This is a genomic window from Allochromatium palmeri, assembly GCF_009720725.1.
In the GTDB taxonomy this organism is placed as follows: Bacteria; Pseudomonadota; Gammaproteobacteria; order Chromatiales; family Chromatiaceae; genus Thermochromatium; species Thermochromatium palmeri.
Window position 1 is genome coordinate 1 of record NZ_WNKT01000052.1, and the last position, 25,720, is coordinate 25,720.

Consider the following 25,720-nt stretch of genomic DNA (forward strand, 5'->3'; position numbering starts at 1 on the left):
TTCCTCACCCGTCCGCCGCCGGCGCTCACGACCTAACCCCGGCGCTCAACCTCCTCCGACCTTGACCATCCACCCCGTGCGGGGCGGATCGCTTGCGCCTGTCTGACGGTCACCACACCCTTCTGCGACCTCCAATTGGCCCGTGGGCGAGCGTCACGCGGTCAATCTGCCCGCGTTGCAGGCGGCGGCCCCACTTTTTACGGGCAGAATCGTCATTGAATTCGACTACAACCGTCGATTTCTGGGGCTGGTCACAGGTTTATGAAACATCCGGGTTAGGCATGTCCTGAACTTCTTGCCCCAATACCAGGCATCCGGGGTACGGATGGCCTCGCAGGGAAAGCCTGGGACCATGGAGTCGTCACGATCGCTGAAAACCACCGTTATTTGGTCTACATGAGGCTTGATGGTCTGGGCGATGGACCGGCTGTTGTCGTGCCTGCCCGTCCAAGAAACAATGAAAACGTGGAGACTCTGTGATTGTCCCGCTTGCTCCCTCAGTCGTTTCCAGCGCAACTGTCGGAGGGTTTCGTCGTCCACCCAAGCAATCTGCCGGTTGGCACGGGTCTGAAAGCGGTGGGTCATCAAGAGGGTCTCTATGGCTTCCCCCATGAGTCGGTCGATCTCGGCCAGCAAATCTTGATACTGCCGCTCCTCCACCATCTCGAGGCTTCGCGCCAAGGCAAGATCCTGCTTCATGGCGGTACGGGCCACCAGCCCATTGAGGCTCAGTCCGAATTTCGGACTGGTATCGGGCTCGTCGAACATCAGGTAGTGGGCCGCCTCGGGATGCAGACGCCGCTTGATGAGCTGGGATCGGATCAGCGCCACCTTCCCGGTGAGTGCCGCACGGAAGGGCAAGATACGGTCATGGGAAACCGCCGCGAAGTCTCTGTCCAGCCGTGGAAAAGATGCCACGCTGCTGCGGCGCCAGGCCTGGGAAAAGCCAATGAGGAAGGGACTCCGATACTGGAGGATGTCCTCGAAGCTCAAGTGTCTCAGGTAAATATCGCGACTCACAGGCCGCTCTTCGCCGATGTTACGGCCCCTGGCGTCAATTGAGCTGGCCTCCGAGGCCAGCAGCGTCACTTCGGGACGATGATTGAATACCCTAACCAGGATTCGAGCCCGGCCAGGATGGGAGACATCATCGCCATGGGCATAACAAACCAGATCGCAACTGGCCCGATCCACCAGCAGTGCCTGATGGTCCCGCCAAAGGCGTTCCGATCCCCGGCGCATTAGGATGCGGTGTTGCGATCCTCGGGCGTTCAACCAATCTTGGACCGTTCGCCAGGCCGTCTCAAAGGTATCGTCGGTGGAACCGTCGTCCGAAATGATGATCTCGGTCACGGCGCCCCGTTGCGCCAGTATCGAAAGGACCGCATCGCGCACATATCGTGTCTGATGGAAAATGGGCATCAGGACCGAGATTTCCGGCGGGCCCTCTCCTGGCCAAACCTCCACGAACGCATCCGGAATAATCTGGGGAAACTCCATTGACAAGGCTCCTCGGACAAGAGTCGTGTGGAGGGGATCGGATACCCCCGTCGCAGATCGGTTAGTCCGCCAACACCGAAACGGATCTCCGGTATGGCCCGGCGAACCCTCTCGACCGCGCCATCGGCCAGGGCCCGGAAAATAGACCCGCCGCCTCGGCTGATAGCGAAGTCGTTCAAACCGAAGAAGACCAGATCGATGGGAAAGCCCCGAAGCTGCGGCGCCAGGGCGGCGCCTTCCATCGTTTCAATCATGAGGCCGGTTTCGCAGCGATGATCGATCATCTCGACAAAGGAGGCCACCTTCGAAAGCTCGGAGACCATGGGAAGCAGTATCACTTGGGCACCCGCATCCAGGGCCATGCCGACCTCACTGGCGGTGTGGCTGCCATAGCGGTTGATCCGGCACCAGGCCCTGGCGCCCGGAAGGCTGGCTATCCCTTTCAGGTCTTCCACCGTACCGGGACGAATTTCCGTGTCGAAACCCAGTTGGCGGAAATCCTTGCCCATGACTTCCCAGTCGATCATGAAGGAAGAAATTCCCCAGGCCATGTGCCGCCGTGCGCTGGCCGCGTCGTTCTCGAAGAGAACCAATTCCAGAGGTGATTGCATGACTTCAAGCCCCGCTCTCCGCGCTTGCGGAGTGCGCAGCCCGGTTGGAATAGCCGGCGATCGCGAGCGGTCGGTAGGCGCGTGCGGCCCAGAAGCCCGGCGCTAGGTGGCCATCGTACAGGCCGTTGACGTTGGCGGCAACACCACGGGTGAATGCAGGATGCGAAACCGGGCGTTGGCGAACAGGCCCCAGAGTAAGGGCAAGCGGAAGGCATTGGCTAGGGTCTTGATGACCAGCAGCTTGCTTGCGGCGCCGGTCATCGTCTTCCGGCGGTCGCCAAGGCCGGAGTTGATTGACGCTTTGGCTGTGTAATGACATGTGCAGGGGGATACGACTGTTCTCGTGGAGCGGAGGTTATGCTGCCTTGGACGGGGTCGCTAGTGCCTCGGCCAGTCGTGCCAGTAGCGCCGTGTTGGCGCTGGACGGTGCCGGCTCGCCGTTGTGGCTTACAAGGCGCATGGGCTGTGCCTCTCGCGCGTAGGCGATCATTCGCGGCGGCGAGGCGTTGGGCCAGCGTGCAATCAGCGCCGTTGCGAGGGGATCGCCCTCCCGGCAGACGATGGCGCCCTCGATGTGGGGTTGCAGCAGCCGCGCGAGCCGACCAAGGCGCTCTTCTAGGCGTGTGTCGATGGCCGTTTCCGGATGGATGATCAGTAGGTCGATGTAAGGGGTCGGCAGGCCATGCGAAAGGATATCGGCAGGGGAGGCGACCAGCAGCGCCCGCTCGGCCTCGGGCTGCGCCAACGCGGCCTGGGTGGCCTGCGGGTAGCCGAACTCGGCCGGCCTTGAAAGCTCGTGGCGGTCCAAGCGCAGCAGACCGTGGCCAGCGAGCACGGTCTTGTCGGCGCCGGCGGCAAAGGGCGTTCGTAGTCTCTCGAGCACGGCGCCCGTACCCTTGCGTCGGACTTTCAGCACCAAGGCCACGGGGATTCGCCCGTTTCCACCGAGCAAGGTTGGGATGATCTCCTTGTAGAGTCCGGGTTGGTCTATTTCGCCGATCTGCGGTTGGGCGTTGACCTCGCAGATGATGGCCTCGCTCTCCAGCCAGGAGCGGCCGATATCCGGAATGATCAGATCGATCCCCGCGATGTCGAGCCGCATGGCGGCGGCCGCTCGGATCGCCAATCGTTCGTTATCGGGGTGGACCTCTCCACCGACCATCCGAGTCCGGCCTCCGGTGGAGACGTTGGCGCGACGGCGCAGGCGGATGAAGTCTCCCTCGGGCGGGATGCTGTCCGGGGTCAGGCCTGCCTCGGCGAGCAGGTCGATGGCCTCGGTGTCCAGCTGGAGCAATGGCTTGCCCCTGTCCTTGGTGCGCTGTTGAATATCGGGGAGCTGGTTGGCCGAGTCGATGAGGCGTCGAACGCTCTCGACGCCGTTACCGGTGACGCCCCCGGGGATGCGCTCGGTCGCCTTGATCAAGCGTCCCTCGAAGACCGTGAGGCGGTAGTCGCGCCCCTCGACGTGCTTCTCGACCAAGATGTTACGCGAATGGCGGCGCGCCTCGGCATGGCATTGGCGCACCAGGGCCTCGTTGCGCAGCCCGGCATGCACGCCCTTGCCGCCGTCCAGGTCGTCGGGCTTGATGACCACCGGGAAGCCCAGTTGACGCGCCCGCCGCACCGCCTCGTCGGCGCTGCCGGCGGCGAAGTGTTGCGGCGCTGGTAAACCATGCAAGGACAGGATGCGAGCGGTCAGCTGTTTGTGGCGCGCAAAACCGGATGAGATGGCGCTTGTGCGGTCGGTGTAGGTGCTGCGCATCCAGCGACTGTGCGGACCCTGGCCGATCATGTAGGCCTTGCTGTCGAGGCGAGTGAAGGGCACCCGCAGCTCGACCGCGGCGCGTAGGATGCGCGGGGTGTTGATGCCCTGACCGCTGTCGCGGGCAAGGCGCTCGCGCAGCCTGCGAAGGCGGTCGCTGCTCGCTGTCGCGGCGGCCTCGGTAGCTGCGCCGGGGGCGGCGTCGTCGAGCGCGGTGAGGGTGTCCGCTAGCCAGTGCAGGCACAGGAGCAACGCCTCCGCCGCGACATAGGGGGCGACGAATTGGCTGCGATAGCCGTCATCGGCTGAGCGCACCCACAGCAATCGGCCGGGCTGTAGCAGCGGGATGTGGGCGTGGGTCTGCATCTGCCAGGCGAGATGGAGGAACCAGTCGCACAACTGCAGGGAACTCCGGGGTCTTGGTGCTCTATCAGGGAGATAATCAAGGTGTTTCTCGAGCGTTTGCACAGCCGCAACACGCATGCGTCGCGGCCAGCTGAGGGCGCCGATCAGTACGGGTTGCGGATAGCCGAAACCGTAGCCATCGAGAATAAGGGGATTGGGGGCGAGGCGCGCCTGAGTGGGCATGGTAACGGGGCATCCTGAAACTATGTTTTGAGGCTGAATGATACGCTCCGAAAGAGATCCCCTATTATATCCGTCGCGCGTGGGTTTTCCGGGTTTGATGATCGTGCCTGTGAAGCGACATCCGCCAACGCTCGCGGAGCCTGAGCTCTGATACACTTGCGGCCTCGGCGCGGATGAAGAGACGCTCACATGCACCAACACTCATCGGAAGCCAGATGGCGCATTGCAATGCTGGCTCCGCCGTTTTTTCCAATCTCATCGGCGTCTGTCGGGATCCCGGAGCGTGCGATTGCGCAATTGGCAAGCGGGCTTGCCGGTCTTGGGCATGAGGTAGTGTTGCTCGCGGCCAAAGGGTCTGAGGCTGGCGTTGAGACGCGTCCCTTTCTGTCGGCGCCGACGGGCCGTAAGGATGGCTGGGCGGAGCTCGATCACTATCTTCAGGCCTGTACCTGGATTGCGGACAACGGCTTCAATCTAGTGCACGCGCACAGCGCGGCGGCGCTTGCGGTGGCTTCACTATTGCGTATTCCGCTGGTCTGCACGCTTTACGAGCGGCCGGCAGTGGGCGGCAGCCTGCAAGGGTTGTGCGATGCTGCGGCGCGGCTGTCCTGGGTGCGGCTGCTTGGTGCTTGGGAGCAGCAAGCCGATCGAGCGGAAGACCAGCGGGCCGAGGGTAACGCCTCGCCGGTGCGCCTGGCGACGGATGAGGTTATCCGCGTCTACAGCTCTCTGCTGGGAGAGGCGGAGTTGGTTGCGAAAGGGGATGCCGCGCCCCAGACGCGGCGCGAGACCGCTTTGCCTGCATCCGGACAGCTGGCGACGCGGGCCAATTCGGCCCCGGTGCTGATCTTTGGGTTGGCGCGCTCGGGTACCACCCTGCTCTGCGATCTGCTCAGCGCGCCGGGGGAGTCGTTGGTACTGCATGAGCCCATGCTGCTGCGCCGCTGGACGGATGGACGCGAGCAGCGGCTGCGCCTGACCCTAGAGCAGGCCGGGATTACCGCCGATTTCGATCCCGCGCACTTCGATCCGCGCCGCCTGGCGTTGCCCTGGTTTGAGCAGCAGGTGCTGCCGGCCTTGCGTCAGTTGCCGCTGTGGGGAATGAAGGAGGTGTACCTGGAGGAGGCGCCGCAGCTGGTTGAGCGCTTTGCGCCGCGGGCGTTGCTGCTGTGCGTGCGCCGGCTCGAGGATGTGGTGCTGTCGTTCGTTGATCTGCTGGTGCGCAGCCAGATGGCGTTCCCCGGCGGTCGGCTGATGCGCGATGAGGCCTGGATCATCGAACGCCTGCGCTTTGATCTTCAGCAGCTATTGAGCCTGAGGTCGCGTCCGCACCGTTTGGTGCGTTACGAGGATCTGGTCAGCGATCCGGCGACGGCGCAGGCATTGTGTCGCGCCCTGGGCCTGGCGCGCTGCGCCGAGGCCGCGATGAATTTTAGCGCCGAGACCCAACCCAACCGGGTGGAGGAGTTGGAGAAGCACGGCCCTGCATTGACCAGCCGTTCGGTCGGACGCGTGGCCAGTGAGCCAGCGGGTCTCGCGCGGGCGCTGGCCTTGGGGCTGGCCTGGCAGGTGCGCGATGCGATGGCGACCTTTGGCTACAGCAAGGAGGCTAGGCAGTTACCTGTTCCTGTGCTCGGTCATGAGCCTGACCCGGGCCGGCGCCTCAACGATTGGCAGTGGCTCGGCGAGGGATTCGATCTCGCTTACGCCAAGCGTCGTGCTCGCGCCAAGGTGGCGGAGCAGCTTCCGGCCGGTGCCAATGCCTTGGAAATGGGCGCCGTGACACCCTGTTTGCGCTTTGCGCTGGCGGGCAAGGCGAGCGTGCGGTGCTTGGATGCGCTGCGCAAGGGTCCAGCTCTGCGGCAGTTTGCTTGGCAGCGAGAGGTTCCGCCCGATGCGGGCACGGCGACCCACCTGCTCTTTCTGGGCAGCCTGGAGTACGAGCCGGATGCCTTTGCGCTGTTGTCGCGTTATGCAGATGCCGCCCCGCAGGCGAGGTTGTGGGTTGCCTATCATTGCCGGGAAGACCGGCCGGTGGTGGATTTGTCCGCGATCGATTGGGGTCAAGGACTTAGCCGCGCGGATTGGCGGGACTGGGCGCAGGGGCGAGGCCGGGTGCTTGAGGCCGACTGGGCGTGGGACGGCTATCAGAGTCTGATCCGCGTGGGCCCGGTGCGGTGACGCAGCAGGGTGTCGGGCTGTTGTTGGTCGTCGGACTTGGGTTGTGGGCCGGTTGGATGTTGCCCAGGCTGCTGGCGCCTGCGGTGGTTTCGCCGGCCCTCGCCCAGCCGATTTCCCTTGAGCTGTCTCTGCCGGTCGATTGTACGCCGGGGAAGGACTGTTATGTGCAGAACCTTGTGGATACCCGCCCAGGGTCAGGGGTAGCGGACTATCGCTGCGGAACCCTGACCTACGATGGTCACACGGGTACGGACTTCCGGCTTGCCAATTTGCAAGCGATGCGTGAGGGCGTGGCGGTGCTCGCGGCGGCTGACGGTGTGGTCAAGGCGTTGCGCGACGGCGAGCCGGATATCAGTGTGCGCCAGCGTGGACGGGAGTCAATCCGCCAGCGCGAGGCGGGAAATGCTGTGATTTTGAGGCATCGAGAAGGCTGGGAGACCCTGTATGGACACTTGCGTGCTGGCAGCGTGAAGGTCACTAAGGGACAACATGTGCAGCGCGGGGATGTGCTTGGGCTGATTGGTCTCTCCGGGCTAACCGAGTTTCCCCACGTCCATTTCGCGGTGCGCCACGAGGGCAAGGTTGTTGATCCCTTCACTGGGCGGGAGCCTGCGGCGATGGCATGCGGCGAGGCGGTGGAGGGCTTGTGGCAGGCGGCGCTGCGACCCGCACTGAGCTACCGGCCGACGGCCATTCTGACGACGGGCTTCGCGCTCCAGCGCCCGGAGCCCGCGCGGGAGCGTGATCGCCCGAGTCTGGATGGCACAGTGGCGGTGGATGATCCGCCGGCGCTGATCTTTTGGGCGGACGTGATGGGACCGCGTAAGGGGGGGCAGGGACGTCTGCAGATCATCGCGCCGGATGGTGAGCTCCTCGTTGACCGTCCGCTGCGCTTGGAAAAGGACCAGGCGCAGCGCTTCGTCTACGCTGGCCGCAGTCGCCCGCCTGACGGTTGGAAGCCGGGGCCATACCTTGGGCGCGTGAGTCTGACGGCGTCTGCTGTCGCGGAGGGTGATGAGCAAGCCTCAACGTCGACCCTGGTGAGCGAACAACGGATCGAGATCCGCTGATCAAGTCGTTTTTAGAGAATTCAAATAGATTACCCACATGCCTCAATCCGCGCCCCAAAGTGCTTACGATTTCACCAACACTTGGCACCAAAAAAACCAAGCTCTCTGGACACGCTTGCTAGAGCGCCACACTGTGGTCCAGGCGCTGGAGGTCGGCAGCTACGAGGGGCAAAGCGCTTGCTTCCTGATCGATACCCTGACCCACCGGGGGCCACTCGAGCTGCATTGCCTAGATTCCTGGCAGGGCGGGCTCGAGCACATCAAGACCGGTAAGGACATGTCGGCGGTCGAGCGGCGGTGTCGCCGCAATCTGCAACTGGCGGTTGGCGCGGCGAAGCATCGGGTACAGGTGATAATACACAAGCAGCCGTCTGATCTGGGGCTGGCCGGGCTGCTGGCGGCCCAGGGGCTGGGCTACTTCGATTTCGTATATGTCGATGGCTCGCACCAAGCGCCTGATGTGCTGTGCGATGCGGTGCTGGCCTTCCGTTTGCTGCGAGTGGGTGGGTTGTTGGTATTCGACGACTATCTGTGGTCCGAGCACGCCCCGGCGGATACCGACCTGCTGCGCTGTCCGAAGCTGGCGCTCGACGCCTTCACCAACATCTATCGGCGCAAGTTACAAGTGCTGCCCGTGTCGGGCAATCAGCTTTACGCACGCAAGCTGTCCGATTGACCCTCGAGAGACCAGAGCACGATGCCACTGAACTTGACACCCAACGCGGCCATCTATTACCACCCCGATGGCTATGGCACCCAGAAGCCGCGCTTGATGGGGCGCCACGCCGCGGGGGAGGGCTTTCTGAAGGGCTTCGTCCAGCATACCCAGGCGAAGGAGCTGTACTGCTACTGCCCAAGTCGATCAATGGCCAAGGCCTTTCATGAGCAGGTGAAGGGCTACGGGTTTCATGGTCCGGTGCGCTGGGTGAGCGAAGAGCGCCATGCGACTCTCGCTGAGGTGGGCAATCTATTCCTGCCAGGTCCAGGCTTGGGCCCGGATGCCTGGCTGCGCCGGCGCCTCGACCAGCGGACCTACAGCCTGACCGGCGTGACGCACACCACGGCCTCACATGGGGCGATGGAGGCCATTCTGGATCTGGTCGAGGCGCCGGTGCAGGCTTGGGACGCGCTGATCTGCACCTCCCAGGTCGTGAAGCAGACCGTCGAGGCCCTGCTGACCGAGCGTGAGGACTACCTGCGTGCCAGGGTTGGGGCGCATCGCTTCATGCGGCCCCAGTTGCCGGTGATCCCGCTGGGCGTGGATTGCATCGAGCGCAGGCACGACGCCGCAGCCCGAAAGCGGTTGCGGGCGGAGCTGCGCATCGGCGACGACGAACCGGTGGTGCTATTCGTCGGCCGCCTGAGTTTTCATGCCAAGGCGCATCCGGTTCCGATGTACCTGGCGCTGGATGAGGCGGCCCGACGCTTCGGTCGGCGGGTGCATCTGATTCAGTGCGGCTGGTTTCAGAACGACTTCATCGAGCGGACTTTTCGCGAGGATGCCCGGACCTTCTGCCCGCAGGTGCAACACCATTTCCTGGACGGACGTGATCCCCGTTACCGCGTGCCGGTCTGGTCGGCAGCGGACATCTTCTGCTCGCTCTCGGACAATCTGCAAGAGACCTTCGGGCTGACGCCGATCGAGGCGATGGCGGCGGGTCTGCCCGCGGTGGTGAGCGACTGGAACGGCTACAAGGACACGGTGCGCGACGGCGTTGACGGCTTTCGCATCCCGACGAGGATGCCGGCGCCGGGCGAGGGCGCGGATTTGGCTTGGCGGCACGCCTCTGGAGAGACCACCTACGACCGTTACTGCGGCGAGACCAGCCAACTGGTCTCGGTGGACGTCAAGGCCTGCGCCGACGCCTTCGAACGGTTGCTGACGGATCCTGAGCTGCGCGCTCTGCTGGGTGAAGCCGGGGCGCAGCGCGCACGTGAGCTGTTCGACTGGTCGGTGATCGTGCGCAGCTACGAGACTCTGTGGCATGAGCTGAATCTGCGCCGTATCCACAAGGCGGAGAGCGTGCCGCGCGTTGGGACACATCCGGCGCATCCGGCGCGTCCGGATCCCTTTACCCTCTTCGCCAGTTACCCGACGTCGCATCTGCGACCAGAAACCAGGCTGCTGGCCACGGCCGATGCAAAGTCCCGCTACAGGAGCCTGCTTGACGCTGGCAGCGTGAGTTTTTCTGACTATGTCTTGCCCCCGGCCAAGTCGCTGAGCGTTGTGCTACAGCATTTCGCCGAAGGGGCGGAGCTTGGTCCGCTGTTGGACTCCAAGTCGGCCGGTGACGCGCGCTTGACCTTGACCCGTGCGGTGCATTGGGCGCTGAAGTACGGACTGCTTGAGGAGGCGGAATGAGTCCGGCTGACGGCGAGTCTGCCGAGCCGGATTATCCTTGGCGTCGGCTGTCCTCCGAGGCGCCCGCAGGCGCGCGACTGCCCTATACCGATAAGCCACGGAAGGATCTCCTCTCCCTGCTGCGGCAGCCGCCGAAGCGGGTGCTGGATCTGGGGTGTGCGGCGGGTGCGACGGGGCTCTTTTTGAAGGAGCGCTTTGCGGGTGTCTGGGTGGCGGGGATCGAAGCCCATCGACCCTCGGCCGAGATTGCCAGGCAGCGTTTGGACCTTGTTCTCGATCACCCCTTGGAGGCGATCGACTTTGCCGCGAACGGGCTGGGGCCTGGGTCGATCGATACGCTGATCCTTGGAGACGTCTTAGAACATTTGTACGACCCCTGGACCGCGCTGCTGCGCCTGCGAGACTTGCTGAGCCCGGACGCTCAGGTGCTAGCCAGCATCCCGAACATCCAGCACCACTCGATTCTCGAGGCCGTGGCTCAGGGAGATTTCACGTATCAGCCGGAAGGCTTGCTGGATATTACCCATATTCGCTTTTTTACCCGTGCGGGCGTTCAGCGGTTGTTCGAGGAAACTGGCTATGCCCTTGAGCAGATGCGCCGAATCTACCAGCGCAGCTCCATGGGACTGCGCGCATCCGGCAACGATGAGGGCATCGATCTCGGTCAGCTGCGTATCCGCGGTGTCAATGCGGCTCAACTGGACGATCTGCGCACCTATCAGTTTCTCATCCGGGCTCGCAGGACAGAACCTCAGGTAGCGACGTCGGGTGCGACGCGGCATCTGCCCGCCGCCGCCAATGCGCCGAAGTCGGCTGTGGGGCCTGCCACTGATGACGAACGCACGCATGGAAAGACTGGCCGCCTTTGCGTCTTCGCGGGCTACAGTGCGAAGGGAGTCGTGGAGCGATATGTGCTTCGTTATCTCCGTGCGCTAAAGCAGGTTTGCGACCTGATCGTCTATGTTGCCGATAATCGCTTGTCAGCGGCAGAACGCGCAAAGCTGGATGCCCTGGCGGATTACGTCATTGCCGAACGACACGGAGAATATGATTTCGGATCCTACAAGAGAGGGATCGCCATGCTGCGCGAACATGGTTTGCTGCGCAACCGGGAGTTGATACTCTGCAACGACAGCTGCTATGGGCCGATACGGGGATTCGGTGACATATTCACCGTCATGCAGGCCAATGCCTACGATTTTTGGGGGCTTACAAAAAGTCAATCGATCTGCCCGCATCTGCAGAGCTTTTTTATGGTCTTTTCGTCCCGCGTGGTTGCGTCCGACGCGTTCTTGGCGTTTTTTCAGGCGGTGCAGAGACAGCAAAGCTTTAGACAAGTTGTATTGCAGTACGAGACACGGCTAACCTCTACTCTGCAAGAGGCGGGCTTTACCTGGGACGCCTATATCAACGAGCAACACCGCGAGGTGGTCTTAAGGAAAAAACTCCATACGAATATCACAGTGTTTCCACTCTTTCTGCTGCGTCTCGGTGCCGAACTGGTCAAGGTCAAGGCCCTGTACCGACCGGAGGATAATCTAGATGGCGTGATTGAGACAGTGGAATATTTGAAGACAACTCACCGCGAGGTCTATAAGGATATCCTGGACCATGGTCTTTGTCGGAATTTTATTGCCCCGCAGCCGCAGTCTTTCTCTATTATTGTTTATCTCTATAATCGTGGCGATGCAATAGTGGACTCATTACAGCCTGTCTTTCGTCAAATCAGCAAGGATGATGAGGTCATTCTCATCGATGATGCGTCGACCGACGACAGTGCGCAGGTCATTGCGACGCGTTTCGCCGAAGAGCTTGCCTCCGGGCAACTGGTCTACATCAAATGTATAGAGACTGGAGGAGCGGCAAGCACTCGAAATATCGGGCTCAAGAAAAGCAGTAAAAAATGGATCGTGTATCTTGATGCCGGCACTGTGTGGAGAAATCATTTCCTGAGAATCTATCGGGCTGCTATAGCAGCCAACCCCGAGGCGTTCTGTTTTTATGCAAAAAGCTTTCATCGAGGCAGTGGGCGCCGGATGGGGAGTGCGTTCGATTATGCTAGGTTACGGGGGGCGAGCTACATTGATCTGGGGACATTCGTACATAAGCGGGTGTCCGATTGTCCACCTCATTCCGTGGGTGAAACGAGAGATGCCGATTGGAGCTTCATCTTGGAATTCACGGGTGTCCGCAAGCCAGTATTCGTGCAGGTGACAACTTTACTGTGCTAAACCGCGCTCAGTGCGGTATGCGATGTTTTTGGGTTGGATCAGCCTCGGCAGAATCAACTCTTGCCGGAGCAGGCGCGATTTAAGACATAATAAAGATAAAAATTTCAAACCGCGTCTCGCCAAGATCCAGAAAGTCTTCAAGGCTAAACACAAAGAAAATTATGCATTTCGCTCTGGACGCGCTGGGCAGTGCTCAAACTCCGCGACGAGTCGCTGGAGAACCTCGCGGGCGAGGAACAAAGGATAACTCCTTCGCGGCACATAATCACACGGGACGCAACATCTACGCCCGCACGGATTGATTCCTTCTTTTCTGCGTTATGAAATTAACTCCGAAGGTCAGAGAGTCAGTACCGACGTTATCAAGCGCGATGCTTTGCGACGATTGCCGCGTATCAGGACGAATGGTCGTCTATATGCGAATTTGAGATGGCCGTATCAGGGAAACTACCTGATGGATAGGGAGCTAATGGGAGAATTTATCGGCAGCCAGTGTTGGAGTCCGGATTTCGGGCGTTGGTATATCCGTGAAAAAGCAGCCCAAGGTCTGACATTTTGCAACGTTCCGCCGAAGTGCCGGTCGCGCAATTTCGTCGGTCTTGACTGCAATGGAAAGATCGAAGAAAGCGTATTGATACACCATTTGCCAGACAATTATGCCTTCGACCCAAATTCTCCGCTGGGCAAAGTTCCAATCCGGGGTCTGATTCAGGTATGAAGCTGACAGATGTATAGACCGAAAAACGGGACAGCGCAGATGTCTCTCCCAGATTCTCTTCCGATCGATCACATAGTTACGAGCTAAAGCCCGCTTAAATTGCGCTAATCCGCAGAGGGTCTTCTAGAGGTTCCATTCAATTGGATGTATTTGTCATTTCCTGGAGAGGGCAACACGAAAAGGCAGGACTCATCGCTGAAGCCGTGCGTGTTGCCGGTTATAAGGTTGTCATCATCTATTCGGATCCGTCCGATAGCGTCGTCTTCCCCAAGAGTATTACCACAGTAAGACGGCCAGACAATCTATTCTGGGCTGATAAGCTGACTGCCTGTATTGAAAGGCTTAGCTCAGACTACATGATGGTGATACACGCGGATTGCTTGACAGAGGATTGGTCCCAGGTCGTTGCCGCCGCCCAGGATGCCTTTTCCAGGCTAAGCAACCTTGCGGTATGGTCGGCGGACGTACGTGGTACCTACTGGGATATTCGATTCACTGAGCTTGCCAAAATTGGGCATGGCTCTCTGGCGGCAGCGGTAGCGATAGACAGCCTCGTTTTTGCCGTCAATCGCGCGGTTGTGAACAGGCTGCGAGCCGCGCGCTTGAGCACCAACCCGTTTGGATGGGGCATCGATACACTGGCGTGTTGCTTTGCCCATCGGACCGGTGGACTGATTGCGGTCGACAAAAGCGTTGTCGTCAAGCACGTTGGGGTCACGGGCTATTGCGAGGAGGAAGCGAGGGAAGCGGGTCAAAGATTTCTCCAGGAATATGAGCATTCAGAGCGCATCTATTACGCATGGATCCACTCAACGATGCGTAGTCGCTACAGGCTCTTTCGGCTAGAGAACGACGCCACAGCAAAGGCCGCTCGCGCAGCAAGTCACCGGGAACAAGCAAAGAGCCCCAAGCGATATGACGTCATCAATGACCTGCTTGGGGTTATCGGTAAACGGGAAACCCGCTACCTCGAGATCGGGGTTAGGGATCCCGAAGAAAATTTCAACAAGGTACGCTCCGCACATAAGATGTCAGTCGATTCTGGTCTCAATAACCCGCTCAACCCATTGGATTCGACCTCAAGAAGCGACGACTCCTCGCTGAATACCGCGAAGACAGACATGGGGGATAGCGAATCTGGATTCGACGTCATTTTTCTGGACCGCTACCGCCTAGCTGCTGAAGCCTATCGCGATGCCATGAACGCCTTGGATCTACTCAATAAAGAGGGATGCCTGGTGATGCGATACTGCAATCCGCCTACCGAATTTCATGCGCGTGAGACCGCAGAATGCCGAGAAACACCTGCTGGCCGTTATTGGAGCGGAACAACCTGGAAAGCTTTCGTGATGTTGCGGCAAAGACCAAAGATTTCGGCTTGTTGCGTAGATTCTGACTGGGGAATAGGGGTGATATCCCGAAACCCCGAGCTATTCGCATCCTTGACCCGAGACGTTGTCAGTCCTTTTTGTGACTACTCAGAGCTTGAGAAAAACCGCGAGCACCTCCTGGGTTTGATTTCCTACGAACGTTTCACGAGCCTGATCCGCGGTGGGTAGTGCTTGGCGCGCGCTTGCCCCTGCTCGACTACGTCGACTCAGAGCGACTTGACTGAAGCAGCACACCGCCCTCATTTCGCCATAGTTCATAGTCCTTGCCATAGAGTTCAAAACAAGATAGATCAGCAAGAAATATCCAATCGTTGGGATAGCGCGTTATCAAATCAATATAGATACGCCGGCCTGCCTCTTTCTGATTTACGGAAAAGCAGAGCATGGCGAAGGCTTTGACGTGAGCATGCATGACGTTCTTATGTTTGACAATGAAATCCCAGTGCAATTCCATTATTTGCTTATAAACGTTCCAGCGCTCGAGCATGAAACGACTGTCTGTCCGCTGCACACCCTCATGCGCATGGATCTTGATGAGTATTTTCGGGACTGTACGAAATCTAAAATCCCGTGCTAGCCGGATAACAAACTCGGTATCTCCGGCGACTTGAAAATCCTCTCTGAAGCCGCCTATTTTTTCGAAGCATTTCCTGCGAATACATAGACCGAAACCCGCGCCAATCGCCGCAGCGACGGCTAAGCCTGCCTCGCGGTCCTCAAACCTCTCTGGCCATACGCTTCTCCGCCAAACGACCTCGCCACTACTCGTATCCCGCACGCGTACAATGCCCGTCCATGCATAATCAATGTCGCCCCCCCACCGTCGGAATAAGTCACAGAAACCTTGAAGAATCCCCGGCAAGAATTCATCGTCGTCGTCTAACAAGCAAACAAGGATGCCTCGCGCCATCCGAATCCCAGTATTGCGAGCGCCCCCAACACCCTTGTGACGCGGGTGTCGATGGTAGATGAGTCGGTCATCACGAAAAGACTCGACTACAGCCGAAGCCCCGGGCTTGCTGCCATCATCGACGATGATGCACTCGAAATCGGACCATGACTGACTGAGAACGCTGTGGATAGCCCTCTTCAGCAACACAGGGCGGTCGTGCGTTGGTATCACAATCGAGAACAACGGAGCGGCACGTTTTGTCAACGAAACCATTTTGTCGTCTTTACTGCCCCTTCCTCCCCAGTTTTCAGTGCGTTGAAGGGCGGTCAATACCTCTTGAATGTAGACCTTGCTCGGAATAGCATCATATAGCTTGGAGGCTACGGCAAAGTCTCCTCCCGCCCAGCCATCCCATTTCGCGAAGGCTATGTATTTAAAATGGAAGGCAAAGCCGATGCCACTAATGTGCCAGAATACCGGGCGGCGACTAAAATATTTCTCTTCCGGTATCAGCCTCTCTTCCGGGAACTGTACACGCCAAAATAATAGATCATCCTCGCAAGAAATGTGCTTCGCGATTGTATCTAAGCTCTCGGGAGCTTGCAGTGCATCATCATCATCTAAGTAGATGATAAAACCTTCGTTGACATGCTTCATGAGCTCATTAAGATAGAGGTTCGCCGGGAATCGCGGCACATCTTTACCTCGAGATACATCGAGTGCCGGATAATTTTTTGGATTATCTGCGTTAACCTTTACCACGAAGATGTCGTCGTACTCTTTTAGATAGCTCAATGTATGATCGTTATCACAAGAGACAATGATGCGGTAGTTCTTATAAGTTTGACTGCGAATACTATTGTAGCAGTCTCGAAAATAGTTCGGCCGTTCCGAAGTCCTGACTAAGACATTTATTTTCCAGCGCTGATGCCCTTTGCTGCTATGTTTTTCAGAGATATTATCTACCATAAATCTATCCTTGTTCCTGGACGAAAAGCCTGCTTTATCTGTCGAGAAAAGCTTGGTTATGTGACCACGGATTGCGTATATTGCTAACCCAGACTCCGCATCTCTGGATCAACCGGCAGGTCGACGTTAACCGCCGTATTCAGACGCTCCGTTGGCTGAGCCAGCACCACTCACCCCATCAGCGTATCGAGGCGATAACCCCGAAGACCCTGCCACGCATCCTGGTTCAGAAAGTCTATGCGCAGGGCAACAGCGTGGTCGAGCTCGCTTGTCTCAGCTCCCACCTGAAGGCCGTGCGCATTGCGTCCGAGCTGGGCGAGCCGCAGGCGCTGATTCTGGAGGACGACATCCGTTCCCACTATCTGTTCGATACCGATGCCATCATCGCGTCAGCGCCGTCGGATTGGGAGATCCTTCAGCTCAACACCTCTAATGCCGCGTTAATCAACTTCAATCACCGGCTGCGGCGTCAGCATCGGATTCTCTGGCAACGCTGGGAGCAAAAATCCTGGTCTACGGGCGCCTACCTGATTAATAGGCAAGGGATGCAGAAGCTGATGAGCCGATTCCTGACCGGCTATCCAGCCTCATCAGACTTAGTCAACCTCAAATCCGTTCACCGATATGGGGGGCTGCTTGCGGACTATGTGATTTACCGCTTTCTCAACGCCTATTGCTGCACCTTTCCCCTCTTCATCCATGACACCGCGCTTGGCTCCACACTTCACCCGGAGCACATAGAACGTACCCATCAACCGGCACAGCGGCAGATTATTGACATCTACCGGACCGACGCCGGGAATGTCCCCTTCGCTATTCGCCCACTCACCTCACCTGAAAGATTTTGATCTACCAGCCGTTAATTGCTCCTTATCGATTGGTGTGAATGGGGCGGATCAAATCAATGCCCAGGCTCCACCTCATAGCGTTCCCGGCAGCTGCCGTAGCAGGTCAAGAATGCGGGGTCGAGCCAGCCGTTAGCGCAGTGCGGCGAGGAGCCGTTCTCGCATGTTGTAGGTATCAAAACTGCAGACTACACAAAAATCTCCGGGCCGAAGTTGCTGAGCCAGAAGAAGGACCGCGGCCGATTCCTCACCGGCCAAGAGGGCGGTTGGCCTGCCCGACCCAAGGCTGCGTACACCCTCCTCCAGGAGCGCGGGAACTTCATCAGGTGTGCGACCATCCCGTTCGAACCATGCGGCACAGATCACCAGATGAAAGCCCCACGTGGCCCGGCCCACCTCCCTGACGTAGTCATCGGGTCTGGTGTCCGGGACGGAACAGAGCAGCACTCGGCGTTGAGGCGCTGTCTCTGTGGCTGCTATGGCGTAGTTGGAGATTGAAGCCATGGCGTCCGGACCATCGGCCCAACAGAGCACGAGATGCCAAGGCTCACGCATCAGGATTTCAAAACGCCCATTGCGATGGCTCGCTTGCAGCCCGTAATCGCGCAGTCCCTTCAGCGTCTGGGTTGAATTGAGTCCCAGCCCATGGGCCATGGCCGTGGCGAACGCGGCAGCGATGGCGATCGTGGCGATGGTGCCATCATCGGCGGCGGGAATCTCGCGTAGCGGCATCGAGAGCAGCGGCTGACCCTGACGGTGCAGGGTCACCTTGCCCTCGCGCCCCTTGCCGTAGCTCACGGCTAGGTGACCTGCCCGGCGGTGGGCATGCCAGGCGGCGCAGCCTGGCTCCTCACTCACCAGGGCCACCGAGGCCGGGTTGCGGTGACGGGCCATGGCCAGCACCAACGGATCGTCAGCATTCAGAACCAGCAGCCTTTCGGCAGCCTTAGCCACGACCGCCTTGATTCGAGCAAGATCGGCGCGGGAGCGGATGCCATCCATACCGACGTGGTTATCATGGATATTAAGGACGGCACTGACATCGGCCCGAGCGATCCCGAGTCCACCCTTGATGAGCCCACCGCGCGCAATCTCGGCCACCATCGCTTCCACCCGCCGATCCTGTAGCAGATGCAAGGCCGCCTTCCCACCCGCGCAATCCCCCTTCAGGATCACCTGACCATCGAGCTCCATGCCCGTGGACGAGGTGAGTCCAACCCGCAAGCCCGCACTCTGAAGCAGATGGGCCAGCATCCGACTGGCGGTGGTCTTGCCAAGGCTTCCGGTGATGAGTGCGGTGGGGATGCGGCCCGCCCGTGGGCTGTCCCCCATCAAACGGCGCAGGATCCGTTGGCAGAGATCGCTCTGCGGGTTGGCTACCAGGTGGGGGCGCAGGCCGGGGGAGAGATTGGCCTCTAGCAGCCAGGTGCCGCCTCTGCGCCAGCTCACGCCGATGTTGCGGCTGATCAGGTCGAGGCCTATCACGTCGCCGCCGATCAGCCTGGCGATGTCCTCGGCGAGGCGGCGGTTGTCGGGATGCACCCGGTCGCTGCAATCGACTGCGCTGCCGCCTTGAGAGATGTTGGCCGTGCGTGATAGCTGGATCTGCGTCCCTTCTGCGGGTACTGAATCAACAGAAAAGCCCTGTTTGGCCAGCAGCTGATGCAGACGAGTGTCCACTGGAACACGGTTCTTCAACCGCTCATAGCCAAGGCCTCGCAACGGGTCGGCGTTCAGCGCGGCGATCTGATCGCCAAGAGGCCGCCTCCCATCACTGACAAGGAAGGCTGGCTGGCGCTGCGCTACGGCCATCAGCTCGCCTTGGATCACGAGAAACCGATGATCATCACCCACCAAGGTCTGCTGAACCAACTGCCTTGCCTGGACACCCTGAGCCTGGCTGTGCCAGGCCTGCCGGAGCCCCTCTGGATCGGATAGCCCCACCCACACTCCTCGGCCCTTGCCTCCAGATGCCAGCTTAAGCACCATGGGCCAGCCAATCCTCTCCGCAGCAGCCAGTGCTTGCTCAAGAGACTCAACCACTTCCTGGGTAGGCAGTGGTACACCCCGGTGTTGCATCAGGTGGTGAAGGGCTGCCTTGTCGGTGCCCATGCGCGCAAAGAGTGGCGTGCGGTCGGTCAGGGTTTCGCTGCAAAGGCGCAGCCGGCAGCCTTGACCGAGTTGTAGAAACTGACGCCCATCCAGATCCAACCGTGTGAAAAGGATGTCGAGCTGCTGAGCGGCTCGGGCGAGATGGGCGTGCGTCTGGTTCCAGAACCTGGAATGTAGCGAGGCCCAGAGTCTTGCGGTGCTCACGCTGGGGGGATTTCCCCGCTGTATTTCTAAGAGGATATGGCAGGTAAGCGCTGCCGCTGCTTCAGCAGCCTTTTGGTCGTCGCTCGGCAGCCAGAGGCGAAGGGCCGTCGAGCTTTTGTGAAGCACCCGAATCGGATCATCATTGATTCGTGCGTGCTCGCTTAGGGCGAATAGCAATCTGGGTAGAACGGCTGTTGTTGGTCCCTCCAAGTCGGCCTCTGAGAGCGCCAACGTGGTTGGCAAGCAAGTGAGCCATCGGAGTAGAACGCGACCCTTGAACCGTTGCGAAAAATCACCGCAGCCAAGAGAAATGAGACTGCCGCTTGTGGGGGCAATCAGGTTCGGGCTGCGCAGAAACTGAAATTTCGTGATTTGCATTCTGGTACCGAGCGCCTGTGCCGCTAAGGTTTGCCCGCGCCTGCGTTGCCGCAAGCCGCCTAGCGCTCAGCTCACTCGTGCACGCGACGAGGGCTGACAAGAGCCCAACGTTCCTTCCTTGAATCAGATGATAGATCCCTGTCCCACATGAATAGTTGCCTTTTCAGTCCAGAAAGGGGAGGGTGCAGGCTCACCTCGGACCATGCAGCGGGGCGAGGACACCTTTGCTGACATAGGCGTTCACCAGCCGTTCCTCCAGTGCCCACGGGTGGCCGTGCCAGCCTTGCCAGCCGAAGCCGATATAGTATTTGCGATGGTGGCGCAGAGCCGTGTAGTTCAGCGCCATCTCTATCCCGAGCATGCCGGTGCTGGGGATGATCCCCCCGGTGGTGCCGAAGCCCAGCAGGCATCGCCACAGCCGGGTGTAGAGCTGTTCCGGGATTCGCCGTACCTTCTCTCGGGGTATCTTCTGAGTGGCGATCATGTTCGGGGCCAAATCGCCGAATCGCTCCAGGTTTTGCACTTCCCGTTGCCCCAGCGGGGTGAGGTGGCGCCCGTCCGACCGTAGTAGGGCGAGGATGTGCTGGGGGTTAGGACGAGCGATCCAGACCTCCTGTGCCTGGGCTAGATAGGGCAACTGCTCGGCCACCTCCGCCTCGGTGCGGGGGGTCAGCAGTAACGGCAGGGTACGATTCTCGTTGGGGCTGCCAGTGTTACTCAGCACCAGGATGTTAGTGCGGGTGCCGGAGTGGCCGCCGTAGTTCTTGCAGTTGTTGAAGCGGATCACGCAGTCGCAGGCGTCGATGCGTGCGGAGAGATCCTGCTTCAGCGGCGCGCTGCCCACCACCACCAGAGTCTGTGTGCTGCGCGCGTCTAGCCTCGGTTTCATTAGGACTAGAGCTGAGCGCAGTGGATCACGCGTTGGTACATGGCCCGCCATTCGTCGCTGAACTCCACGTCAGCATACTCATGGAAATAGGGGCCGCCGATGGTCCAGTGAACGATGCAAGCCTCCGCGTTGGGAGGCAGTTCCCCCACCAAGTGGTTCCACTGTACTCCCAACGCGCCGATACGGTCGTCGTCCACCCAGGAGAAGCGGTGCAGATCCAGAGCTGGCGCGGTGTTGACGTAGTCGGGAGTGAGCACCCTGCAGCGGGCGTTGTTGAACAGCATTACCGAGGACCAGTTTTTACGCGGGTAGGCGTACTGCACCGTGCCCAAGTATTTTGTGGCGGTGGTGGGGGTGTAGTCGTGCTGCACCACCATCACGGCCTTGTCAGGATCGGCTAGGGCAAACAGTTCGGCAACGTCGGTGCGGAACAGCATATCGCAGTCCAAAAACAGGCTCCAGCCCTCATAGCCGCTCAGCCAGGGGGTAAGGAATCGGGTGAAGCTGAAGGCGTTGCTCTGCTTGGGATTGCGTGGGCGAGTATAGATGCCACCCAGGTGGTTGATGTCAATGGGGGTAATGGCCAACGGCACGCTGGCATGGGCCATGAGCGAGTGCATCAGCGCATGAATGGCCACGCTTTCGATCGGATCGAAGCCGATCATGATTTTGAGCGGTGATTGCACCATGGCTTTATCTATCCGGTCCGCTGCCGCCGACTCTCCTAAGCTGTTTCGGCAAAATTAGCAGAATCCCGGCGCAAGATCCATCAACTGTAGTCCGGGCCGAAGTAGGAGACCCAACATCAATCCCATCCCAAAAAGCTCAGTCGCGAAACTTTTTGCGTGCCAAGGTCTGGATTAGCCGAGCCTCTATCTCAGCGCACCGCGGCTGTTCTTCCCGTCTGGAATAGATACCAACCAGCAGCCTCAGGGCACCCAAATTACCTGGATCAATTGACACTGCACGCTGCAAGCAGTGCTCCGCAAAATCGAGTCGACCCAATCGTAAAGCTCGCTGACCCAAGGTCTTGTAGATCACATCATTCTGAATCGGGAACGACAATGCTTTTTCGAACTGTTCTACAGCTTCTTCCTGGCGTCCTGTCATCCGCAGAAAATCGATCAAGAGCAGCCTGAGTTCGACACTTTCCGGGACAATGTCCAGACCAATCCGGTAACTTCTCTCCGCTTCCCCTTCATCGCCAAGCATTGCACACAGAACTCCCCTCATCCGTGCAGCCGATGGGCAGTCCACCACAGTTTCCCTCGACAAGCCCAAAGCTGCCTTGGCTATCGGGTGATTCTTATAGCGGGATAGCAAGTCGCGAAATCGGAAGTGGCTGGTCAAGGGATAGGGATCTTCGCGAACCGCTGCCAGATACGAGTCAACTGCGTTTCTGGTTTTACCAGCAGCCAACCACGCTCTGCCCAATCGCATGTAAAGCCAGTAAGGAGCGCCTGAATCTTCAGCGATAGCCTGGCGTAGCGAACCAATTTCCCGCCTTAGATCACCGGCCATTGCAGCCGAGAAGGCCTGATGAATCGCCAACCGCGCGGCTTCTGGCGCGTATTGGTGTGGCGATAGGTTAAAGTTGCCGTTCTGGCACAACCCCTCGGTGATGTGCCTTGCAACCATGGAGAGTGACTGGCCGCGCACGATCGATTGGTGATCACCCGGCACATCAATGACTTCTACCCCCTTAGCAGCAAAGTAGCCCCAGCCACCGGTCCTATCGGAACGATTCAGGTAGACACTGTCTGCTGCCCTGAAATAACGCACAGCGCCTTGGATGAGCGGTGGGAGATAAAGTCGAGTCAAGTAACGGTGATGATCGATCAGAAAATCGGCCTGCTTTGCGTCAGTGACCCCGAAATCGCGTTGTTCCAGCTTGGCGAGGGTATCGATGATGGAGAGCGTGGCGACTTCTTCACCCGCCGCCAGGAATTGAGCAGCCATCTCGAAGGCCAGCAGGCCGCCAAACGAATGGCCGGCCAAGTGATAAGGACCCTGGGGTTGAACAGTGCGCAGCAGGGTGCGGCAATCCTCGGCAAATTCCGCGATGCTGTTCATCTGCAAGGCTCGGTTGCCCGGATCCGCTATATGCAGGGTCCACACCGAAAACATCGGACCGAGATCATGCGCCAATTGACCGGCATAGCCGGCGTTTCCCCAAACACCCGGGGCAACGAATAGCGAGATACCCGAGTCGCCATGCTGTATCGGCACCAAGGAAAGACGGCCCTTTCCTACTGGCCGCCTATGTAAATAGTCAAGTATTCCGCGGATGGTCGGCGTCTGGGTGAAGACTGCGGGAGGCAAACTGACATTGAACTCACGCTCGAGTGCGCTCGTGAACATCAAGGCACCAAGAGAATCACCGCCCAACTCGAAGAAATCATCGTCTATATCAGGCCTTGTCCCCTCGATGAATTGCGCCATGATTCCGGCGATTCGGCCCTGCATCTCGTCTAATCGCCCATCACCGGAATGTGGCTTGACCGTTTCCACTGGCCGAGCAAGCAGTTCAGGAAGCTGGGCGCGTACCAGCTTTCCAGTGCGGGTACGCGGTATCTGCGCGGCATCGACCGCAAGGCAGTGCATCAAGCCAAAACCATACTGATCAGCACATGCCTTGCGGATCGCCGATTCGATGGCCGCTATGTTGGCAGTCTGTCCCGGTCCGATATCCGGCACATAAACCAGCGCCACCCGTTCACCCTGATCGGCGCTTGCAGGTAGCGAAAAGACGTATGCCTGCGAGATGCCGTTCAACGCTTGCAGGCTGGCATCAATCTCGGCACAGGAATACTTGACGGCATTGACGACCAGAACCTCTTTCTGGCGACCCGTCACACGGAGATAGCCGTCCTCAAGATAACCTAAGTCGCCTGTCCGCAACCAGCCGTCAGGGGTGAATAGCGACTTGGAGGCATCTATGTCGCCATGATAGCCGGTGGTCATGGTCGGGCCCTGCACCTCGATTAGGCCAGTTTGCCTCTCCGGGATCAACTTGCCCTGCCCATCGACAATCCGGATCGCGTGCCCGCGGGTCGGCACATCGATCAACGCTGACATCGACTCTGTCTCGCTTGCAAGGGGGCGGAATGGCCGCTGACCACCCGCCACTGGGCCACATTCAGACAATCCATAGCCCAGAAAAACTACCTCTTCAGTCGCACCCTGGCAGACGAGGCGATCAATGAAGCGTTTGCACAGCGCGCGCGATACCATCTCTGTCCCAACCCCCACGCGCTGCAGACTCGAAAGATCCCAGCGGCGTTCCAAATCAGGATCGACCAGCAGCCTCATACCGAAATTGGACATGCCGGCATGGGTGATTCGGTACTGCTGGGCGATGGCGAACCAACGAAGCGGAGCGAGTACGAAAGATTCTGCCTTCATCTGCACTTTGACCAGGCTGTTCGGGCTGGCGAAACCCAGTCCCATGACATGATCAAGAGACATCCAGTTCAGAAACCTGACCGAATTAGCCTGATCTGGGCCTGCCGGCCACCAGCGGTGCATCAGGGCGATACCGCTAAGAGTGACCAGCTGAGGCTGACCAGTGGTGCCCGAGGTCGAGATGAGAACGGCCGGCGACTCTCGCGAGGTCGCCTCGATCCTCCCCGCTGGAGGCTTATGCGCCAGGGCACTGAAAGAGGCACAGCGGTAATCGGCCTTATCGAAAGATGGGTTGTCACAGGTCATTACAAGCGGCTGGCCGAGACGCTCGGCCAGCTTAGCCAGACGCCTATTGAACTCGCGCTGACCACGAATATTCCAGTGGCTGTAGGCGATGGGCACAGCGACCATCCCACCCAGCAGCACGGCCCAAAGAGCCGGGATGAAGTCGATGGGCTCGCCTGCGTCGATGATGATCGGCTCACCGGCACGGCATCCTCGGGCTTGCAGACCGCACAGCATACGCAACGCTGTCTCCCAAACCTCGGCAAAACGGCATGTTCGTGCAGTACCATTTGACTCCAGAAACACAAAGACGCCATCCGGTTGGCTAGCGAGGGCACGTTGCAGGGCATTTTGGATCGTGCCTGGCATGTCGAAACCGAGCGGCTCGCCCCTCACGATGGCCAGACGACAATGATCCTTCGAGGTCGTCACTTTCCCACCACTCTCGTTTGTTGCAACCCGGATGGCAGTGATCCGGGAAAATAACGTTCGATCTTGGAAATTTCCGCGGCGACATCCTGCCTGCCTCGCACAGATGTATGCCAATCCGCGCTCGAATAATGCACGCTAGGGTAAGCGGCGAGTCCTATCCGAATACCGGCCCCGAACACCCTCTCAGCCGTGAGCCACGCTCGCCGCATATGAAAATGGATAGCAACAATATTGATAGTGATTGCTTCAGTTGCGATGCCGCGATCCTGCAAAAGTCGGGAAGCATAAAGAAAATTCTCAGCCGTATTCGATGCTTCTGTATCAAGCAGAATGTCGGAATCAGGGACGCCCGAAGCCCTGGCTAGGCGATACATCTCGACTGCCTCGCACTGACTAATCCTAGGGTTGTAGCCGCCCGAAAAAAGCAGACGTCCCGCGATCCCCTGACGATACAAGTCCATCGCTCTGGCCAAGGGCCTATGCCAAAGACTCATGCCCAACACGAAGGTGAAATCGGCCTCTAACTCCCTGTCATCCATAAACAGATAAGAGGCAACTAACTCTTGATTGAGGAGAAACATGTATAGGCCGGAGTGACTAATAGGAATGAGCGAGTAGGTGCGTAGTATAACCAATAGTCCCGCGCGTCAGCTGGCTGGCGCCTCGCCGCGGCTGTTGCCCTTGCCTCGGAGACTCCTCGTGGCGGCAGTTTGCCATGGCGCAGCAGGCCTTCTTGCGGCAGGACAAGTTGTTGCGCCAAAGGCCCATTGTGGGCTTTGAGGGCATGGTAGAGTATCCCAAGAAAAGCGCCACTTTACCTAGCAGCCTGTCGGACTTAACAGGTAGAGTCGCCTTTTGAGCGCTCTCAGGGGCGAAAAATAGCCATGTTTTGGTA

17 protein-coding genes are annotated in these 25,720 nt (G+C 59.2%); 7 read left to right on the top strand and 10 right to left on the bottom strand.

Features of this window, described 5'->3' with window-relative positions; all coding sequences use genetic code 11:
- Nucleotides 1–225 precede the first annotated feature (225 nt).
- From GJ668_RS16990 to GJ668_RS17005, 4 genes are all read right to left on the bottom strand, one after another.
- Nucleotides 226–1,500, bottom strand: coding sequence for a glycosyltransferase (locus GJ668_RS16990; RefSeq protein WP_155451322.1), 1,275 nt, complete (start codon nucleotides 1,498–1,500; stop codon nucleotides 226–228).
- Nucleotides 1,422–2,111 carry an HpcH/HpaI aldolase family protein gene (locus tag GJ668_RS16995; protein ID WP_155451323.1) on the bottom strand — a complete coding sequence of 230 codons (690 nt, stop codon included), beginning with the start codon at nucleotides 2,109–2,111 and terminating at the stop codon, nucleotides 1,422–1,424. Before GJ668_RS16995 ends, GJ668_RS16990 begins: the two co-directional genes overlap by 79 nt.
- 102 nt (nucleotides 2,112–2,213) lie before the next feature.
- Nucleotides 2,214–2,372, bottom strand: a complete 159-nt coding sequence (locus GJ668_RS17000) for a hypothetical protein (protein WP_155451324.1) — start codon at nucleotides 2,370–2,372, stop codon at nucleotides 2,214–2,216.
- Between the two features lie 94 nt (nucleotides 2,373–2,466).
- Complete coding sequence (locus GJ668_RS17005) at nucleotides 2,467–4,272, bottom strand: ATP-binding protein (RefSeq protein ID WP_186343169.1); 1,806 nt, start codon at nucleotides 4,270–4,272, stop codon at nucleotides 2,467–2,469.
- A 378-nt stretch (nucleotides 4,273–4,650) separates the two neighbouring features.
- Between GJ668_RS17005 and GJ668_RS17010 the strand changes: the two genes are divergently transcribed.
- The 6 genes from GJ668_RS17010 to GJ668_RS17035 all read left to right on the top strand — a co-directional run bounded on the left by GJ668_RS17010 (nucleotide 4,651) and on the right by GJ668_RS17035 (nucleotide 14,582).
- Nucleotides 4,651–6,642: a sulfotransferase gene (locus tag GJ668_RS17010; protein ID WP_155451326.1), complete on the top strand. Its 1,992-nt coding sequence runs from the start codon at nucleotides 4,651–4,653 to the stop codon at nucleotides 6,640–6,642.
- The gene (locus GJ668_RS17015; protein WP_155451327.1) at nucleotides 6,639–7,712 is read left to right on the top strand and encodes a peptidoglycan DD-metalloendopeptidase family protein; all 1,074 of its coding nucleotides are present in this window, start codon (nucleotides 6,639–6,641) and stop codon (nucleotides 7,710–7,712) included. Before GJ668_RS17010 ends, GJ668_RS17015 begins: the two co-directional genes overlap by 4 nt.
- Nucleotides 7,713–7,827: 115 nt before the next feature.
- Nucleotides 7,828–8,388 (top strand): class I SAM-dependent methyltransferase, encoded by a 561-nt coding sequence (locus GJ668_RS17020; protein WP_222930805.1) that lies wholly within the window; start codon nucleotides 7,828–7,830, stop codon nucleotides 8,386–8,388.
- 21 nt (nucleotides 8,389–8,409) lie between these two features.
- Nucleotides 8,410–10,074 (top strand): glycosyltransferase family 4 protein, encoded by a 1,665-nt coding sequence (locus tag GJ668_RS17025; RefSeq protein WP_155451329.1) that lies wholly within the window; start codon nucleotides 8,410–8,412, stop codon nucleotides 10,072–10,074.
- Nucleotides 10,071–12,305, top strand: a complete 2,235-nt coding sequence (locus tag GJ668_RS17030) for a rhamnan synthesis F family protein (RefSeq protein WP_155451330.1) — start codon at nucleotides 10,071–10,073, stop codon at nucleotides 12,303–12,305. The genes GJ668_RS17025 and GJ668_RS17030 overlap by 4 nt, the downstream gene beginning before the upstream one ends.
- A gap of 858 nt (nucleotides 12,306–13,163) precedes the next feature.
- Nucleotides 13,164–14,582 carry a hypothetical protein gene (locus tag GJ668_RS17035; protein WP_155451331.1) on the top strand — a complete coding sequence of 473 codons (1,419 nt, stop codon included), beginning with the start codon at nucleotides 13,164–13,166 and terminating at the stop codon, nucleotides 14,580–14,582.
- 28 nt (nucleotides 14,583–14,610) lie between these two features.
- On the opposite strand, the gene GJ668_RS17040 is transcribed toward GJ668_RS17035, so the two are convergent.
- Complete coding sequence (locus tag GJ668_RS17040; RefSeq protein ID WP_155451332.1) at nucleotides 14,611–16,275, bottom strand: glycosyltransferase family 2 protein; 1,665 nt, start codon at nucleotides 16,273–16,275, stop codon at nucleotides 14,611–14,613.
- An 80-nt stretch (nucleotides 16,276–16,355) separates the two neighbouring features.
- Here GJ668_RS17040 and GJ668_RS17045 point away from each other — a divergent pair, with 80 nt between their 5' ends.
- On the top strand, nucleotides 16,356–17,123 hold the full coding sequence (locus GJ668_RS17045) for a glycosyltransferase family 25 protein (protein ID WP_186343170.1): 768 nt from the start codon (nucleotides 16,356–16,358) through the stop codon (nucleotides 17,121–17,123).
- Between the two features lie 129 nt (nucleotides 17,124–17,252).
- Here GJ668_RS17045 and GJ668_RS17050 read toward each other — a convergent pair whose 3' ends face one another.
- From GJ668_RS17050 to GJ668_RS17070, 5 genes are all read right to left on the bottom strand, one after another.
- Nucleotides 17,253–19,814 (bottom strand): Mur ligase family protein, encoded by a 2,562-nt coding sequence (locus tag GJ668_RS17050; RefSeq protein WP_155451334.1) that lies wholly within the window; start codon nucleotides 19,812–19,814, stop codon nucleotides 17,253–17,255.
- Nucleotides 19,815–20,004: 190 nt separating this feature from the next.
- Complete coding sequence (locus GJ668_RS17055; RefSeq protein ID WP_155451335.1) at nucleotides 20,005–20,703, bottom strand: glycosyltransferase family 29 protein; 699 nt, start codon at nucleotides 20,701–20,703, stop codon at nucleotides 20,005–20,007.
- Nucleotides 20,704–20,708: 5 nt separating this feature from the next.
- Nucleotides 20,709–21,392: a glycosyltransferase family protein gene (locus tag GJ668_RS17060; RefSeq protein WP_155451336.1), complete on the bottom strand. Its 684-nt coding sequence runs from the start codon at nucleotides 21,390–21,392 to the stop codon at nucleotides 20,709–20,711.
- Nucleotides 21,393–21,528: 136 nt separating this feature from the next.
- Nucleotides 21,529–24,825 (bottom strand): AMP-binding protein, encoded by a 3,297-nt coding sequence (locus GJ668_RS17065; RefSeq protein WP_155451337.1) that lies wholly within the window; start codon nucleotides 24,823–24,825, stop codon nucleotides 21,529–21,531.
- A complete protein-coding gene (locus GJ668_RS17070; protein ID WP_155451338.1) occupies nucleotides 24,822–25,406 on the bottom strand; it encodes a YdcF family protein in 585 nt (194 codons plus the stop codon). The genes GJ668_RS17065 and GJ668_RS17070 overlap by 4 nt, the downstream gene beginning before the upstream one ends.
- Between the last annotated feature and the right edge of the window lie 314 nt (nucleotides 25,407–25,720).